The sequence below is a fragment of the Phyllobacterium sp. 628 genome, assembly GCF_014189505.1.
Lineage (GTDB): Bacteria > Pseudomonadota > Alphaproteobacteria > Rhizobiales > Rhizobiaceae > Phyllobacterium.
This window is the reverse complement of sequence record NZ_CP050301.1, coordinates 2,961,751-2,976,072: the sequence shown is the minus strand read 5'-3', so window position 1 is coordinate 2,976,072 and position 14,322 is coordinate 2,961,751. Positions and strand designations below refer to the sequence as shown.

15 protein-coding genes and 2 pseudogenes are annotated in these 14,322 nt (G+C 54.6%); 11 read left to right on the top strand and 6 right to left on the bottom strand.

What is annotated here, in order from left to right; genetic code table 11:
* Positions 1-243: 243 nt before the first annotated feature.
* From HB779_RS16300 to HB779_RS16285, 4 genes are all read left to right on the top strand, one after another.
* Positions 244-834: a TetR/AcrR family transcriptional regulator gene (locus HB779_RS16300; RefSeq protein ID WP_188343331.1), complete on the top strand. Its 591-nt coding sequence runs from the start codon at positions 244-246 to the stop codon at positions 832-834.
* Between the two features lie 52 nt (positions 835-886).
* Positions 887-1,132 carry a DUF1127 domain-containing protein gene (locus HB779_RS16295; protein WP_188343330.1) on the top strand — a complete coding sequence of 82 codons (246 nt, stop codon included), beginning with the start codon at positions 887-889 and terminating at the stop codon, positions 1,130-1,132.
* Positions 1,133-1,362: 230 nt separating this feature from the next.
* Positions 1,363-2,052, top strand: coding sequence for a lysozyme inhibitor LprI family protein (locus tag HB779_RS16290; RefSeq protein WP_188343329.1), 690 nt, complete (start codon positions 1,363-1,365; stop codon positions 2,050-2,052).
* Positions 2,053-2,304: 252 nt separating this feature from the next.
* Positions 2,305-2,910 carry a PadR family transcriptional regulator gene (locus HB779_RS16285; protein WP_188343328.1) on the top strand — a complete coding sequence of 202 codons (606 nt, stop codon included), beginning with the start codon at positions 2,305-2,307 and terminating at the stop codon, positions 2,908-2,910.
* Positions 2,911-3,067: 157 nt separating this feature from the next.
* Here the strand turns inward: HB779_RS16285 and ftsZ are convergent.
* Positions 3,068-4,027, bottom strand: a pseudogene (ftsZ, locus tag HB779_RS16280) (cell division protein FtsZ); the annotation flags it as partial.
* Between the two features lie 317 nt (positions 4,028-4,344).
* On the opposite strand from ftsZ, the gene HB779_RS16275 reads away from it, so the two are divergent.
* The 3 genes from HB779_RS16275 (at position 4,345) to HB779_RS16265 (ending at position 6,396) form a co-directional block, all read left to right on the top strand.
* The gene (locus tag HB779_RS16275; RefSeq protein ID WP_188343327.1) at positions 4,345-5,154 is read left to right on the top strand and encodes a mechanosensitive ion channel family protein; all 810 of its coding nucleotides are present in this window, start codon (positions 4,345-4,347) and stop codon (positions 5,152-5,154) included.
* A 91-nt stretch (positions 5,155-5,245) separates the two neighbouring features.
* Positions 5,246-5,560, top strand: a complete 315-nt coding sequence (locus tag HB779_RS16270) for a PepSY domain-containing protein (protein ID WP_188343326.1) — start codon at positions 5,246-5,248, stop codon at positions 5,558-5,560.
* A 182-nt stretch (positions 5,561-5,742) separates the two neighbouring features.
* On the top strand, positions 5,743-6,396 hold the full coding sequence (locus HB779_RS16265; RefSeq protein ID WP_188343325.1) for an alpha/beta family hydrolase: 654 nt from the start codon (positions 5,743-5,745) through the stop codon (positions 6,394-6,396).
* Here the strand turns inward: HB779_RS16265 and HB779_RS16260 are convergent.
* On the bottom strand, positions 6,389-6,724 hold the full coding sequence (locus HB779_RS16260) for a GIY-YIG nuclease family protein (protein ID WP_188343324.1): 336 nt from the start codon (positions 6,722-6,724) through the stop codon (positions 6,389-6,391). The genes HB779_RS16265 and HB779_RS16260 overlap by 8 nt on opposite strands.
* Before the next feature lie 171 nt (positions 6,725-6,895).
* Here HB779_RS16260 and HB779_RS16255 point away from each other — a divergent pair, with 171 nt between their 5' ends.
* Positions 6,896-7,792: an alpha/beta fold hydrolase gene (locus HB779_RS16255; RefSeq protein ID WP_188343323.1), complete on the top strand. Its 897-nt coding sequence runs from the start codon at positions 6,896-6,898 to the stop codon at positions 7,790-7,792.
* Positions 7,793-7,855: 63 nt separating this feature from the next.
* On the opposite strand, the gene HB779_RS16250 is transcribed toward HB779_RS16255, so the two are convergent.
* On the bottom strand, positions 7,856-8,737 hold the full coding sequence (locus tag HB779_RS16250) for a LysR substrate-binding domain-containing protein (RefSeq protein WP_188343322.1): 882 nt from the start codon (positions 8,735-8,737) through the stop codon (positions 7,856-7,858).
* A gap of 312 nt (positions 8,738-9,049) precedes the next feature.
* Here HB779_RS16250 and HB779_RS16245 point away from each other — a divergent pair, with 312 nt between their 5' ends.
* Positions 9,050-9,673: an exopolysaccharide biosynthesis protein gene (locus HB779_RS16245; protein ID WP_244642394.1), complete on the top strand. Its 624-nt coding sequence runs from the start codon at positions 9,050-9,052 to the stop codon at positions 9,671-9,673.
* A 405-nt stretch (positions 9,674-10,078) separates the two neighbouring features.
* Positions 10,079-11,239 (top strand): annotated as a pseudogene (locus HB779_RS16240) (IS3 family transposase).
* Here the strand turns inward: HB779_RS16240 and HB779_RS16235 are convergent.
* Complete coding sequence (locus HB779_RS16235; RefSeq protein WP_188343320.1) at positions 11,220-11,738, bottom strand: Lrp/AsnC family transcriptional regulator; 519 nt, start codon at positions 11,736-11,738, stop codon at positions 11,220-11,222. The pseudogene HB779_RS16240 and the gene HB779_RS16235 overlap by 20 nt on opposite strands.
* Positions 11,739-11,786: 48 nt before the next feature.
* On the opposite strand from HB779_RS16235, the gene HB779_RS16230 reads away from it, so the two are divergent.
* Positions 11,787-12,986, top strand: coding sequence for an MFS transporter (locus HB779_RS16230; RefSeq protein WP_188343319.1), 1,200 nt, complete (start codon positions 11,787-11,789; stop codon positions 12,984-12,986).
* 19 nt (positions 12,987-13,005) lie between these two features.
* On the opposite strand, the gene HB779_RS16225 is transcribed toward HB779_RS16230, so the two are convergent.
* Together HB779_RS16225 and HB779_RS16220 are read right to left on the bottom strand one after the other, a co-directional pair.
* Positions 13,006-13,455, bottom strand: coding sequence for a hypothetical protein (locus tag HB779_RS16225; RefSeq protein WP_188343318.1), 450 nt, complete (start codon positions 13,453-13,455; stop codon positions 13,006-13,008).
* A 42-nt stretch (positions 13,456-13,497) separates the two neighbouring features.
* Positions 13,498-14,304: an MBL fold metallo-hydrolase gene (locus HB779_RS16220; protein ID WP_188343317.1), complete on the bottom strand. Its 807-nt coding sequence runs from the start codon at positions 14,302-14,304 to the stop codon at positions 13,498-13,500.
* Between the last annotated feature and the right edge of the window lie 18 nt (positions 14,305-14,322).

The window sequence follows — 14,322 nt, the reverse complement described above, 5'->3', positions numbered from 1 at the left end:
CGCGAGTGGCGTCGTATCCGCCTCAGCCTGTCGCCATGCACGTGAAGCAGCGGTCAATTGAGCATTGTTCGGAAATCAATCACGTCCAGTCTCGTCGAAGATATGAGGGTTTGAGTCATCAGGGCCGCGCAACTATTTGATTAAATGATAAAATAGCAGACGCTATGCTGCTTGGACTATGCGCGGTCAATCATCTTTTGTGCCCGGCTTGCATTTTTTAGACGACTGGTCTATTATTCACCCATGACGAAGATCGATACACGCACGGTGCTGGTGGAGGAAGGGCTGAAAGCTCTTCTCTCGCATGGTTATGAAGGAGCGGGGATTGGTCCCATCCTCAAATCGGCTGGCGTACCCAAAGGGTCGTTCTATCACTTCTTTCCCAGTAAGGAGGAGTTCGCCTCGGCGGTGCTTGCTTTTTATTTGGAACGCAATCAGGGGGTTCGCACCCGTCTTCTCACTGATAAGAGCAAGTCGCCCTTGCAACGCTTGCGCGCATATTTTGTCCATCATGAGCAGGAATATGCCAAAGAAAATCCCATCGGCGGCTGTCTGCTCGGCAATCTTGCTCAATCGATTGCAGCGCATAGTGATGTTCTAAGGCTGGAATTGCACCGCGCTTTTGCTGCATGGCAGCGTGACTTCCAGACTGTTCTGCGTGAGGCGCGGGATGTGGGCGAATTGCCCGCGCATCTCGATCCGGACCAGACAGCTGCCTTTCTGATCGATGCCTATGAAGGCGCGCTTGTCCGCATGAAAACTGAGGGCAGTATCGCGCCACTACAGCGCTTTATGACAATGACGCTGGACTGCCTGCTGACGAACCACAAATAACCATTGACGCAGGGCGCCTTGCGAGGATGCCTCAAACAAAAGGAGCTATATCATGTCTATTTACAAGACGACTGGTCTACTTGAAAGTGTAGAGTTTAATCACATTGCAAAGCAGCGGGAAAGCCACTCCCTTCTCTTGGTCATTCAGAAAGGCATCATACAAGCGTGGAAAAATGCCCGCGCGCAAGTAGACCGGTCTAACGAGCAGCGGGTCAGCAAGTTGAGTGATCATCTGCTCGCCGATATCGGTATCACCCGTCAGGAAGCAGAAGAAATTGACGCAAGAAAAGCCAAATGAACCAGCGTCTTCTCCCTCTGTTTTGATCGATTCTTGAACCTATCCGGCTCGACAGGAGTGTTGAAACGCTACTGGTTGATCTCTCGCCCCAATGGCTGACAACGTTGACAGCACGATTTGACCATCGCCCGTGTAAACGCGATTTTATTCGCGGCAGGATGGTCTTGTCGCTGCAGACCGATAGTATGGGGTGAAGTTGTTACCGGCGATTTGAAACCAGAGACGTTACGATGCGACCAATTTCTGCCACAGGGTTTCTCCTCGCTATTTTGCCCTGCCTTTCACCATCTCCTTCCATGGCCGCTTCCGGCCCATCGTTCAAATGTTCGCAGGCTGCCAGCGATGTTGAACAGGCCATCTGTGCCGATCCGGCATTGGCGAAGGTTGATCTCGCCATTGCCCATGCATTTCAGCAATTGCGGATCAGGCTTGATCCGGACGCGGGCAAGGCTCTCGCCAACGATCAGAAACTGTTCATTGGTGTCCGTGATAGTTCCCTCAGCGAAAACGCAACGCACACAACTCCGGCAGAGAACAAGGCATTTCTTGACGAAGCGATGCGTAGCCGCGCGGAGTTCCTCGCCTCTATTCAAACCGGTACGCAAAAGGATTTTGCCGGGACATGGGAGACGCTGAGCGGGCGGATTGTTATCCAGCGGGAAGCAGGAGGCATGCTGTCTGTTGCTGCCACTGCGGTGGACCAGTACGCGGGGCGCTGGATTTGCGATGCAAGCGGCAAGGCCAAGCCGGAGGGCAGGCGGCTATCCATCGTTGATGACCAATCCGACTCGACTTTGATCCTGAAACTGGAAGGCGCTGTTCTCAACGTGCAGGAAAACCCGAAACTGGGTGAAGGTGAGTCCCCAGCTTATTGCGGCGTGAACGGCTCGCTTGCGGGAACTTATTTCCGCGTGAAGTGACAGCCGGACGGTACGTTCACCACTCATCTAAATTTGAATATATTCAATAGCTTGCATACTTTGACGAATGTAACGCCGGGCTACTGCCGTGTCTTGCGGGCATAGCCACTTGCCGATTTCTCCCAACGAATTTTCCTTCATCCGCCGCTTGTATCCCATTTTCCTGCGATACATTTTACGATGCAATTTAAAGTTATTGTTTACAGATAGACTCAAACGATATATCTTTTGATATGAAAAGGAGAATAAGCAATGTTTAGAAATTGTAATCACGAACGATCCGACCGCGACGAGCGGTTTTTCCTCCATGCAATGGCACGCGGCTTCGGCCGTCATGGCGGTGGTCCAGAAGGCCCCGGTGGTGGCGGGCGTTTTGGCCGCAGAGGTGGTGGGGGCAGGGTATTTGCCTCTGGCGATCTGCGTCTGGTGCTGCTTGCGCTGGTCGCCGAGCGGCCGCGTCACGGCTATGAACTGATCAAGGATATCGAGGAACTGTTTGGCGGCGCCTATGCGCCGAGCCCCGGCTCGGTTTATCCGTCCCTGACATTTCTTGAGGAAATCGGTCAGTTGAGCGCCGAGGCGAGCGAAGGCTCAAAAAAGCTTTACACCATCACCGGGGAAGGCACGGCCTATCTGGCCGAGAACAAGAACCTTGTCGATGCCGTCCGCATGCGGATGGGTATGGTTGCCCGTTCAATGGCAGGTCAACGCGCGCCTGAGGCGATCATGCACGCCATGGATACGCTCAGAACCGCACTCAAACTTCACAGCCATGGCTGGGATGATGCGGAAGTCGAACGTGTCGGCAAAATCCTCAATCAGGCAGCCCTAGATATCGAAGCCGGCAAGAAAGACTAGAATACAATGCGTCAGGGGCGGCACTTGAAAAAGTGCCGCCCCTGATTGTCTTATTCGTAATTCAATTGCTTTTGGAAGCAGATCAAGCCTGACGGCGCGCCATCGGCAGCACCGAACCCGGCGTTGCACCATCGGCGAGTGTTGCAGCACGTGCGACATCAATGCCGGTCGCTACAACCGATACGCGGAAAACGCCGTCCAATGCATCGTCGAACGTTGCGCCAAGAATGATGTTGGCCTGATCGTCCACTTCTTCACGGATGCGGGTAGCGGCTTCGTCCACTTCGAACAGGGTCATGTCGCGGCCGCCGGAGATTGACACCAGAACGCCTTTGGCACCCTTCATCGATTCCACATCCAGCAGCGGGTTGGCAATCGCAGCTTCGGCTGCAGCCTGGGCGCGGCCCTGACCGGTGCCTTCGCCTGTGCCCATCATGGCACGGCCCATATCGCGCATAACGGAGCGCACGTCAGCAAAATCCAGATTGATCAGGCCTTCGCGCACCATCAGGTCGGTGATGCAGGCGACGCCGGAATAGAGAACGCGGTCGGCGGTAGCAAAGGCATCGGCAAATGTCGTGCTGGCGCTGGCAACGCGGAAAAGGTTCTGATTAGGGATGACAATCAGCGTATCAGCGCTGTCCCGCAATTCTTCCAGACCCTCTTCGGCCATGCGCATACGGCGCGTTCCCTCAAACGAGAACGGCTTGGTCACAACACCAACAGTCAGAATTCCCGCAGCGCGTGCAGCGCGCGCGATTACAGGTGCGGCGCCTGTACCGGTGCCGCCACCCATACCGGCGGTGACGAAGCACATATGCGTGCCGGCCAGATGGTCCATGATTTCGTCGATGCTTTCTTCCGCTGCCGCCCGTCCGATTTCCGGATGCGATCCTGCACCGAGACCTTGCGTAACATTGGCGCCAAGCTGGATCAGCCGAGTGGCTTTCGTCATGGAAAGCGCCTGCGCATCGGTATTGGCCACGATGAACTGGGTGCCCTGCAGGTTTTCGCGGATCATGTTATTGACCGCGTTGCCGCCACCTCCGCCGACACCGAACACAGTGATATTCGGTTTCATCTCGGAAATTTCCGGCTTCTGCAGGTTAATCGACATCGTGTAATCCTTATTCCTGACCGGTGATCATTGCCGGCATGCAGGTATGTCATTTAAAGACGGGGCTAGCGCAGAGAATCAAAGCTTCTCCGTACCCCAATGTCCCGCAAAGAATCAGACAGCGGGTTTCGGCGCAAGCCCTGAAATGGCATATCGTGCGGTTGCGTTGTCAAAAGTGTGGCCGCCGCCATATGCGATGAAAATAGCCACAGAAAACGCGGCTGCCAAAAGGCAGCATCTGCGGCACCAGACCAATTTGGGAACCATGCCGATACTTTAAAAGTTTCGTTTGAAGTCCCTGACAAGGAGAATTGCCTATGGAACTCGATCCCCAAAACGCCATCAGTGCTATCCAAACCGGTGTTCAGCAGGCGAGTGCTCTTGTGGTCACCTATTCCTTCTCGGTTATAGGTGCCATCGTCCTGCTGGTGGTCGGTTATATCGTTGCCGGGCTGGTCGAACGATGGCTGTATGCCGGGTTGGGGCAGGTCAGCGGCTTTGATCTGACGCTGCGGCGGTTCTTCTCAAAAATTGCGCGCTATGCTGTCCTCGGGCTCGTTATCGTTATGGTGCTTGGTCAGTTTGGCATCCAGACAGCCTCGGTTATTGCTGCGATCGGTGCGATCGGATTAGCCATTGGTCTGGCTCTGCAAGGCACGCTGCAAAACATAGCAGCTGGCATTGTGCTTTTGGCGCTACGGCCATTCCGGATCGGCGAATATGTTGAAGTGGGCAGCGTTACCGGCACGGTCGAAGAAATCGGCTTGTTTGCAACGCGGTTACGGGCAGCCGATGGTGTTTACCTTCTTGCGCCGAATTCAACCCTGTGGACTCAACCGGTGAAGAATTTCAGCCGCAACGGTGTCCGGCGCAATGATATCAGCATCAATATCGACGGCGAAGGCAATATTGATCAGATTCAGAAAGCCTTTGTGAAAATGGCTACCGGCGACAAGCGCGTTTTATCCGATCCAGCGCCTGCCGCTTTTGCCTCCGATCTGACGGACACGTCTGTTGCGGTTACACTGCGCTACTGGACCTCAGCCAGCGATTTTGCCGCTGTTAAAGCGGACTTCACCAAGGGTACCCGCAACCTTTTCCAGGAAAAGCAAATGGCTGCCGAATGATTAAGATGTGAGATTCATTTGGAACTACAGACCGCGACCCGCGTTTCCTCTAAGATGCAAATGAATTTTAATCAGGAGCATGGAGGGAATAATGTTTAAAAGTTTAGCTATTGCAGGTGCAGCAGCGTTGACACTGATGTCTGTCGCGCCGTCTTTCTCGCAGTCATTGCAGATTGGCCCGGACGGTGTACGTCTTGTCGAGCCGCGTGTTGATCGGCCTATGCGGCGGGGCATGGATATCAGTGAACGGGAAGCCGTCCGCGTTGCACGTTCTGAAGGGCTGCGATCCGTCGATAATGTTGACCGCACCCGGTCCCGCTTCATAGTGGAGGGTACGGACAGACGTGGAAACGATATGCGCGTGAGCGTTGACCGGCGTACCGGTGAAGTGATTTCCGTCGATTAATCGTGCCGTATTGGGTGAGAGAACGGGCCCGGATGGATACCATCCGGGCCTTATTCATTGGGTGCTCTTGTCGCCCAGGCAGCGTGAAAAGGAAGGGCAGTGTGGTGCCTCTTCACAGGCTAAGCAAAACTCCATAAATTCCGCCTGCTGACCGGCAAATTACGACGAGGGTATGAGCCCAAATGGCTTTCAATTTCCTTTTTGACGGACCTGTTGGGGCAAACCATACGATCCTGCTTGCTCATGGAGCCGGTGGTGCAATGGATTCTCCAGCGATGACAGGCATCGCTCAAGCTTTGGCGTCAGCCGGATCGCGCATTGCCCGGTTTGAATTCGATTACATGGCGGCCCGCCGGACCTCTGCCGGTCGTAAACCGCCGTCCCGAGCGGAAAAACTCATTCCGCAATATCTGGCTGCTATCAAGGCGCTGGATGTTAAAGGCCCATTGTTCATCGGCGGCAAATCGATGGGCGGCCGGATTGCCAGCATGATCGCTGACGAGCTCCATGCATCCGGGGATGTTGAGGGGTTGCTGTGCCTTGGTTACCCGTTCCATCCCATCGGAAAACCAGATCAACTGCGTACGGCGCACCTTGCCGAGCTGAAAACCCCGGCGCTTATTGCGCAGGGAACCCGCGACCTGTTCGGTACGCGTGAAGAAGTGTCCGGCTACACACTCTCCAGCGCTATCGAGATTCTCTGGCTCGAGGATGGCGACCACGACCTGAAACCGCGCAAGGGTGTCTCGGGTTTCACGGCTGCCGATCATCTCAAGACATTGGCGGGCAAGGTTGCTGCGTGGACCGATAAAGTCACGGATGCCACCTCTAAATAGCTTTCGCTCCAAGCTCCGTGCACCAGTGGGCAATCCTGTCCTTTGATATCCGGTCTCGTGCATAGGCAGGAAGGTCATCATCGAAGCGTTCGGTTTCCGTAAACGAAAATGCAGCTTCGCCATAGCCGTTCCAGGCTTCTTGCAAGCTGCGTTGCCGGTGGATGCCTTGGCGCAAGGTAAACCAGATGCGGTTTTGGATCGTGCCAAGATCCGGTGCACGTCCGACCCAGCGCTGACCTGTCGGTATACACAGGATGGCAAAAATCCCACCAACCGTTTTTCGTTCCTTATAGGCAGCAAGCGCAGCCTTTCTCTCGTCGTGTTTCATATCCTGCCTGTTCGATGTCTTGGCATCGCCAATAATATTATACGGGTAATATTGACTGTCATTAAATTACCCGGGTATATTTGTCCAGCCATCGCTTGTTGGTTGCGTATATTCGTACGCTTGCAGCGGGTATCGGGTGTCAAAATCGCGAATGGAAAGAGGGACCACGCCATGCCCCAGGTCGTAGCAAACCGGATTGCCATCGAATACGATACGTTCGGATCCGGGGATTCTGAACCCATTTTGCTGATCTCCGGCCTTGGCGTGCAGATGATACGCTGGACGGTTCCGTTTTGTGAACATCTGGCGGAGCAGGGTTACCGGGTTATTCGTTTCGACAATCGCGATGTTGGCCTTTCGACCCATTTCAGTGATCCAGTACCCGATCTGGCTGCCGTGGCGGAAGCTGTCTCGCGTGGTTTGAAGCCGCGCGTGCCCTATACGCTCTATGACATGGCTGACGACGCGATTGGCCTGCTGGATGAACTTGGCATTGCGCAGGCACATCTTGTCGGCAGATCATTGGGCGGAATGATTGCGCAACTGGCGGCAAGCGTTTATCCGCATCGCAGTCTGTCGCTGAGCGTGATCATGTCGAGTACAGGCAATCCGAAACTGCCTCCACCTGCGCCTGATGCGATGGCGACCCTTATCAGTCCTGCCCCGGATCCGTTGATTGATGAAGCGGGGTTTCTTGATCACAGCGTTGCCGCGTCGCGGATTATCGCCAGCCCGGCCTATCTGTTCGATGAGACCGCCCAGCGTGCTCAAGCTTTGCGTGAGTTCAAGCGGGCATATAATTCCGGAGGGTTTGGCAGGCAGATCGCCGCTCTTGCTGCCACAGGCGATATTCGCGCGCAATTAAAGGCCATCACTGCCCCAACGCTGGTCATTCATGGGCAAGCTGACAAACTCGTGCCGTCGGCGGCGGGCGAGGATATCGCTGCGAATATTAACGGGGCTGAACTCATGGTGATCAAAGGTATGGGTCATGATCTCCCGCCCGAATTGTACGAAACCGTGATAACGGCCATCGTAAACAATGCCCGCCGGGTGCATGGAAACTAATATTCAAACCGGATTCTTTGGCCGTCAAATTTCAGGCGGAAAAACTGCCCGACAGAACTCAATTTATGCGTTCTGCTCTGCCGCCGGTGCCCGAAGGATATCAATCAAAATACCCCGCTCGGCGAAAGTCGGGCGGTTGCGCGGCCATGTGATCCAATAGCCTGCTTCCATGCGCAGCGCGCGGTCGGCAAGGCAGATCAAATATCCGGATTGAATGGCGCTGTCGCACAGCGGCAGCGATCCGAGCAGAACGCCAGCTCCGGCTTCTGCTGCTCTCAATGCCTGCACGAACGTGTCGAAACGCAGGCTCGGTGCGGGCTGTATGTCGGCCCCTGTCGCAATCGACCAATCGCGCCAGCCGTCTCTCGGGCCGGATGTCGCGATGCGCGGCAAGGTTTCCCAATTCCCGTTTTCCTGCACGAGGGCAGGTGAGGCGACGGGGGCAAGTTCTTCCGCATAAAGCCGCTGGGCTTCCCGTCCAGGCCAATTGCCGTCGCCAAAACGGATTTCGAAATCGGCCTCAGATCGTTCGTAGTCCGGCAGGTGCTGGATTGTCTCAAATGACAATTGAACGTGCGGAAGCTGTTGAGCGATGTTGCGGAGCCGCGGTACGATCCAGAGTTCGATGACCGACGATGACGCCGCAACGGTGATCTTGCGGCGCGGCAGTTCGAACAGATTGGCGGTGCTGTGCAGGAGCTGGTTCAGCGCGCTCTGGACGTGCGGCAGCCACGATTCTCCCTGGATGGACAGGATAACCCCGCGCGCCTGCCGATTGAACAATTGCGCGCCCAGTTGCAATTCGAGGTTTTTGATGCGCTGGCTGACCGCAGCCTGTGTCAGGCCCAGTTCATTGGCCGCTGCGGTAAAGTTGCCGAGCCGCCCTGCAGCTTCGAAAACCCTGATCCATTCGAGTGGCGGCAATGTTTGATGATGATCAGCCATAACGGTTTTGATGCCATCCCGTGGGTATTCTTTGTTTATGCTTATGACGGAATGTGTGTGAAATGTCGAGCATTGCCAGAGGCGACAACTGGCGATCGTTGGCTGGCAATGACCAGCGATGAATTGATAGCCGCTCCTATAAAATACTCCAAAATCCATCGGTTCCGGCTTTTCGGCGGCATATATGTCAGTTTGCCACCTGTCATAAGCTTGGAACGAGATTGATCTACTCCTTCAATAATGTGGTTTTAAACCTATATGGTTTGCATTGCCCTTCCTATTCGGGCTCAAACAGCGAAAGAACAAAAGACAGTGCAGGATAATCAACCACGCGAAAGTAAGGGAATAGCCTCGACCCGATTGTATGAGTTGGCTGCGCTTAGCCAGTCGCGTGGCGGGCTTGAAATTGGGGACATACTCTCTGCCATGGGGCAAACGGGTACGGCCTTTATTATCCTGTTTCTGGCTCTGCCAGCCATTACCCCGATCCCAGGTCCCTTCGGCATGGTTTTCGGAACGGCTCTGGCTCTGGTCTCGCTCCAGATCATCGTTGGACGCCAGACCATCTGGTTGCCACAGAGTTTGCGCCGCCGCCGGATTTCATCCGCAATCATCAGCCGCATTGTTCAACATGCAGCCCCGATTATTGCACGGGTGGAAAGACATATGCGCCCGGGCCGCCTTGAGGCCTTCACGGGAACTTCGGTGCAGATGCTGCTCGGTATCCCGGTGTTTCTGCTGGCCGTTATCATTGCGTTGCCTATACCCTTTGGCAATCTCATGCCTGTATTTGCTCTGACAGTCATAGCCGTTGCCCTTATGGAACGCGATGGTTTGATAACGTTGATGGGATTGGTCTTGTCCGTCGTAGCATTCGGTGTCACTTTCGGCCTGCTCTATGCGGGCGCATCAATGCTGGCGGCCGTGCAAGCGTGACTGCCTCTCTTTGAGAACAAATTCGGGTAAATCAAATGAAGGATCACTTGCCGATTGCAGTCGTATTAGCTGGCATTGTTGCTTACCCGATTTTCGCCGCAGACCGCGTTTTTGCGTCTGATAAGCCCTAATAACAGACACAAGCATCACCTTGAACTAATGTTCTCTTATTAATACAGAAGCAATTTTATGTAACGTTTACTGTGGTTTTTACCCAAGATTTAAGTTTTTGGCGCAATTTGTCTGAATTTTTCTGAGATCATACTTCTCTTGCTTGACAACGCATTATGCGCTGCCTCTAAGAGGTCCAACGGCATTTTTTCTGGTGCCGGACAACACTGGCCTGCCCCCTTGAAAGTGGTCCTTTATGAAGTATGGCTTTTGAGCCGATAAAGGATATTGAGAATGCCAAGCAAACGACACAAGCCCGAAGAGATTGTCATGAAACTGCGTCAGGTAGATGTTCTAAGTTCGCAGGGGGAAGTCGATGGCAGAAGCCATTCGATCGATAGGTGTGACGGAAGTAACATATTACCGGTGGCGGGCCGAATACGGCGGCTTGAAGGGTGATCAGGTCAAGCGGCTGAAAGAACTGGAAGCGGAGAATGCGCGTCTTCGGCGGGCTGTTTCGGATCTGACGCTGGACAAGATGATCCTTGCTGAGGCCGCAAAGGGAAACTTTTAAGCCCCGCACGCCGCCGTGCCTGTGTGGAGCATGTGGTTGAGGAATTTGACGTGTCCGAACGACGGGCATGCCGGGTTCTTGGCCAGCATCGATCCACACAGCGCAAGCTCTTGAAAACACCGGACGATGAAGCGGCACTGACCGCCGACATCATTGCACTTGCTCTCCAATATGGCCGCTACGGATATCGCCGCATCACAGCGATGCTGCATCGTGCGGGTTGGGTGGTGAATGTGAAACGGGTTGAGCGGATATGGCGGCGTGAGGGGCTCAAAGTTCCACACAGACAACCCAAGCGCACACGTTTATGGCTGAATGAGAGTTCGTGCATCCGGCTTCGACCGGAATACCCCAACCATGTCTGGTCCTATGACTTTGTTGAGGCTCGCACGCACAATGGAAGGAAAATCCGTATGCTCAATGTGATCGACGAATTCACACGGGAATGTATTGCCATCAGGGTGGACAGAAAGTTGAAGGCGACGGATGTCATCGACGTTCTGTCTGATCTGTTTATCCTGCGCGGCATTCCTGGTCACATCCGGTCCGACAATGGCCCTGAATTCATCGCCAAGGCCTTGAGAGAGTGGATTGCTGCCGTCGGTGCCAAAACCGCCTACATCATGCCGGGTAGTCCATGGGAGAACGGCTATTGTGAGAGTTTCAATTCAAAGCTTCGGGATGAACTGCTCAACGGAGAAATCTTCTACACACTTAAGGAGGCACAAATCGTCATCGAGAATTGGCGACGGCATTACAATACTATCCGACCCCACTCATCCTTGGGTTACAGATCACCTGCTCCCGTGGCTATTGTCTGGCCGTCTCAAAATGGGCCAGCCTCAACGCCAGTGATGGCAATCAGACCAAGTCTGCACTAACATTAAACCCGGATCGCCTCATGGGGGCAGGCCAATAAGTCGATAATACGACATAGCTGCGCGTAGAAGTCACTCCGGGCGTTTCGTAGAGCCGTGACAAAAGGCCTTCCAGTGCCCTCGTATCCTCGGTGCGGACCTTCAGCAGCATGCACGAATCGCCAGCCACCGAATGGATTTCCTCGACCTCCGGAAGCTCGGAAATTGCCATAAGTTCCGGGGTCTTCCCCCAGCCCTTGGTATCAACATGGACGAATGCCAGCAATGGCTTGCCCACGGCCTTGGGATCGACAAGTGCCACGGTGTCACGAATACATCCGCTGCGCCGCAACCGCTTCACGCGTTCGTGCACCGCGGGCGGTGAAAGTCCCACGCGATCACCAAGTTCAGCATAGCTGACGGTTGCATCGTCCACGAGGACGCCTAATATTTTTCGGTCGATCACATCCAGTTCACGCCGGGCAGTCACTTTCTGCAGAATATCATTTGCTTCTTCATTCATCTGCGTAATACCCATTGATGCTGAATTAAATACGGTCATTATGGCGATATGTCGAAGATTGATCAATCAGCCAAATTGGCATCAGCGCCACCGATTCCTGCACTTGCTTACCTCCTCACGGGATGTATAGCGGTGATCGGGTCCAACTCTTTGGTTCTCGGCCCAATAGCTCCGGCCGTCGCTTCTTCCTTTGCAACAAGTGTTCCGGGGGTAATGACTGCATCTGCAGCCTTCGGCTTGGGTACATCCGCGAGTGCCCTGTTTCTCGCCCGTTACATTGATCGCATCGGCGCGAGCAATATGCTTCGGGGCGCCCTGGGCTTTTTGGCTGTGGCGCTGGTTGCCAGCGCGATAGCGCCATCATTGATGGTGTTGGTCATCGCACAGCTTCTCGCCGGTATTGCTGCCGGAGTAGCCATGCCGGCAATCTACGTTACTGCGGCGGCCATCGCTCCGCCGGGCCGGGAAAGCGGAACAATTGGTGTCGTGTTGACCGGATGGACGCTCAGCATGGTCGCAGGCGTTTCACTGTCGGCTGTGCTTGCAGACCTGGTGAATTGGCGTGCGGTTTTTGCGGCAGTTGCCGTTTTAGCCGTTATCGCCGTTCTCGGACTAACAATGGCATCGCTGCACGATATCAGAAAGAACGATCCGGCACCCACGCCTTTGGAAGCGTTGCGCATTCCGGGGATAGTGCCGCTTCTTGTAGCTTGCGGGGCATTTATGACCGCGTTTTATGGGGTCTACGGCTATCTCGGCGATCATCTTCATACCGGGCTCGGACGCCCGGTCAGCGCCAATGGGCTGGCAGCCCTTGCTTATGGCATCGGCTTTGGAATGGCTGTGTTTCTGGATGGCGTGATTGATCGCCTCGGTGCGCGCCGAATAATGCCGTTCGCCTATTTGATCGTTGCAATCGTTTATCTCGCAATGGCCGCTGCAAGCAGCCACTTCGGCCTAACCTTGGCGCTTGTCGCGGCTTGGGGCGCCGCCAATCATGTGGGGCTGAACGTGCTTGTAACCTGTCTCACCGCGCTCGATCCTGCGCGGCGCGGCACGATCATGGGGCTGAACAGCGCGGTCACCTACCTTGCGGTGTTTGTTGGAACGACTGCATTTGGGCCGCTCTATTCCAGTTTCGGCTTTGCTGCTACGGCAATTGCCGCCGTGCTTCTCATGCTAATCGCCGCATTGGCTGCAGCCTGGCGTATTCTGTTGCCAGTTCAGCTTGGAAAGGATGAATCGTAGCAAGCGAGGGCCGTTGTCTTCAGGGCGCTCGTTTATTCCGCAACAAATCCCGCATCCACGGAGAAACCCGCCAAGTCGACGGTTCACGTTGACCTGCCGCCGACCAATACCAGACTTGCCAGGCGTGCGTGGGGAAGTTTCCCGAGAGGCGAATCAGGAATTGATACCAGCGCGCATCCGACGACAAGTCGTCATCCAAATCTTCAAAGGATTGGATGATGAGATCTGCGAGCGTGAAAAGAATATCGTCGTCAATTGTCTTGTCGTCATACAAAGCGAGATAGACGTCCAGAGAACCGGGATCAGCGACCTCGAACGGCCAATCCTGTTGCCATTCGTCGAAAGGCAACGCCAATTTCTTCGACAAAAAATCAATGGACGCCCGGGTCCAATAGCGTTGAGGGAAGGGCGGCTTCATATAATGAATCTCACTTGGTTTGAGAATATATGATCCAACGTGGACCGCCATGGGATTCGTCCCTATGCGGTCCCTGAATTGGCTCTTGCGGCTCTATAATGGGATGTAGCTGAATGATGAGCCATTCTCGCTGATTTTGCCAACACCCGGAGAGGCAAGATGCGCGCCGGCCACATATACATTGGGGCGCGTGGCAAGGCGAAGCATCGATAAACGGCTGGAACGGGCCATATCCTGATCGGCATCATACTCCCAGGTCAGTTCCGGCCGGTCGAACTGAATCGACTGAACGTGGACAATGTCGCCCCAGATAATCAACGTTTCACCGGCGCTCGATACTTCATATGCGGTATGGCCAACCTCGTGGCCGGCTGCGTCTACGGCCGTGACGCTCGAGCTTAGCTTGAAACCACCGTCGATCGATGTGCGAAGCTGGCGGAAGCGGGCAACCCGCTCGATCTTGTCGAACAGCCGGATTGCGGCTCTTGCAACGAAAAGCTGCTGGAGCTTTGGGAACGCATCCGAACCATCTGCAGCCACCAAACCATGAGCGTGATCTTCGTGAGTGTGCGTCAATGCGATCGTGCTGATTTTTTCACGCTCAACACCGGCTTCCTCGAATGCAAGAAGAAGTTCGCCCATCGTCGAGCCTAAGGAGTTCGACGCTCCCGTATCGATGAGGATATGTTCGTCGCCATCAATGATCAGGAAGGCGTTAACGGAGAGCCGGAGCTTACCACCGACCAACTCGACTTGGTTGTGAAGATCTTTGAACGGCTGGTTGCCTGCCTGACGTAAACGGCTGGCGGGCATGTCTATATAGCCATCCCGCAGCGCAATCACTTCGATCTCGCCGAGACCGTATCGAACAAAATTGGTACCGGAAGTCAGTCTCTTCATTCTATCCTCTTTCACATT

Excerpts from the sequence above, each read along its gene's own strand:
- HB779_RS16295 (WP_188343330.1), top strand. The coding sequence starts at position 887 with ATGTCTATTTACAAGACGACTGGTCTACTTGAAAGTGTAGAGTTTAAT.
- HB779_RS16220 (WP_188343317.1), bottom strand. The coding sequence starts at position 14,304 with ATGAAGAGACTGACTTCCGGTACCAATTTTGTTCGATACGGTCTCGGC.
- HB779_RS16275 (WP_188343327.1), top strand. The coding sequence starts at position 4,345 with ATGGAACTCGATCCCCAAAACGCCATCAGTGCTATCCAAACCGGTGTT.
- HB779_RS16230 (WP_188343319.1), top strand. The coding sequence starts at position 11,787 with ATGTCGAAGATTGATCAATCAGCCAAATTGGCATCAGCGCCACCGATT.
- HB779_RS16290 (WP_188343329.1), top strand. The coding sequence starts at position 1,363 with ATGCGACCAATTTCTGCCACAGGGTTTCTCCTCGCTATTTTGCCCTGC.
- HB779_RS16235 (WP_188343320.1), bottom strand. The coding sequence starts at position 11,738 with ATGAATGAAGAAGCAAATGATATTCTGCAGAAAGTGACTGCCCGGCGT.
- HB779_RS16250 (WP_188343322.1), bottom strand. The coding sequence starts at position 8,737 with ATGGCTGATCATCATCAAACATTGCCGCCACTCGAATGGATCAGGGTT.
- HB779_RS16285 (WP_188343328.1), top strand. The coding sequence starts at position 2,305 with ATGTTTAGAAATTGTAATCACGAACGATCCGACCGCGACGAGCGGTTT.
- HB779_RS16300 (WP_188343331.1), top strand. The coding sequence starts at position 244 with ATGACGAAGATCGATACACGCACGGTGCTGGTGGAGGAAGGGCTGAAA.
- HB779_RS16270 (WP_188343326.1), top strand. The coding sequence starts at position 5,246 with ATGTTTAAAAGTTTAGCTATTGCAGGTGCAGCAGCGTTGACACTGATG.
- HB779_RS16260 (WP_188343324.1), bottom strand. The coding sequence starts at position 6,724 with ATGAAACACGACGAGAGAAAGGCTGCGCTTGCTGCCTATAAGGAACGA.
- HB779_RS16255 (WP_188343323.1), top strand. The coding sequence starts at position 6,896 with ATGCCCCAGGTCGTAGCAAACCGGATTGCCATCGAATACGATACGTTC.
- HB779_RS16225 (WP_188343318.1), bottom strand. The coding sequence starts at position 13,455 with ATGGCGGTCCACGTTGGATCATATATTCTCAAACCAAGTGAGATTCAT.
- HB779_RS16265 (WP_188343325.1), top strand. The coding sequence starts at position 5,743 with ATGGCTTTCAATTTCCTTTTTGACGGACCTGTTGGGGCAAACCATACG.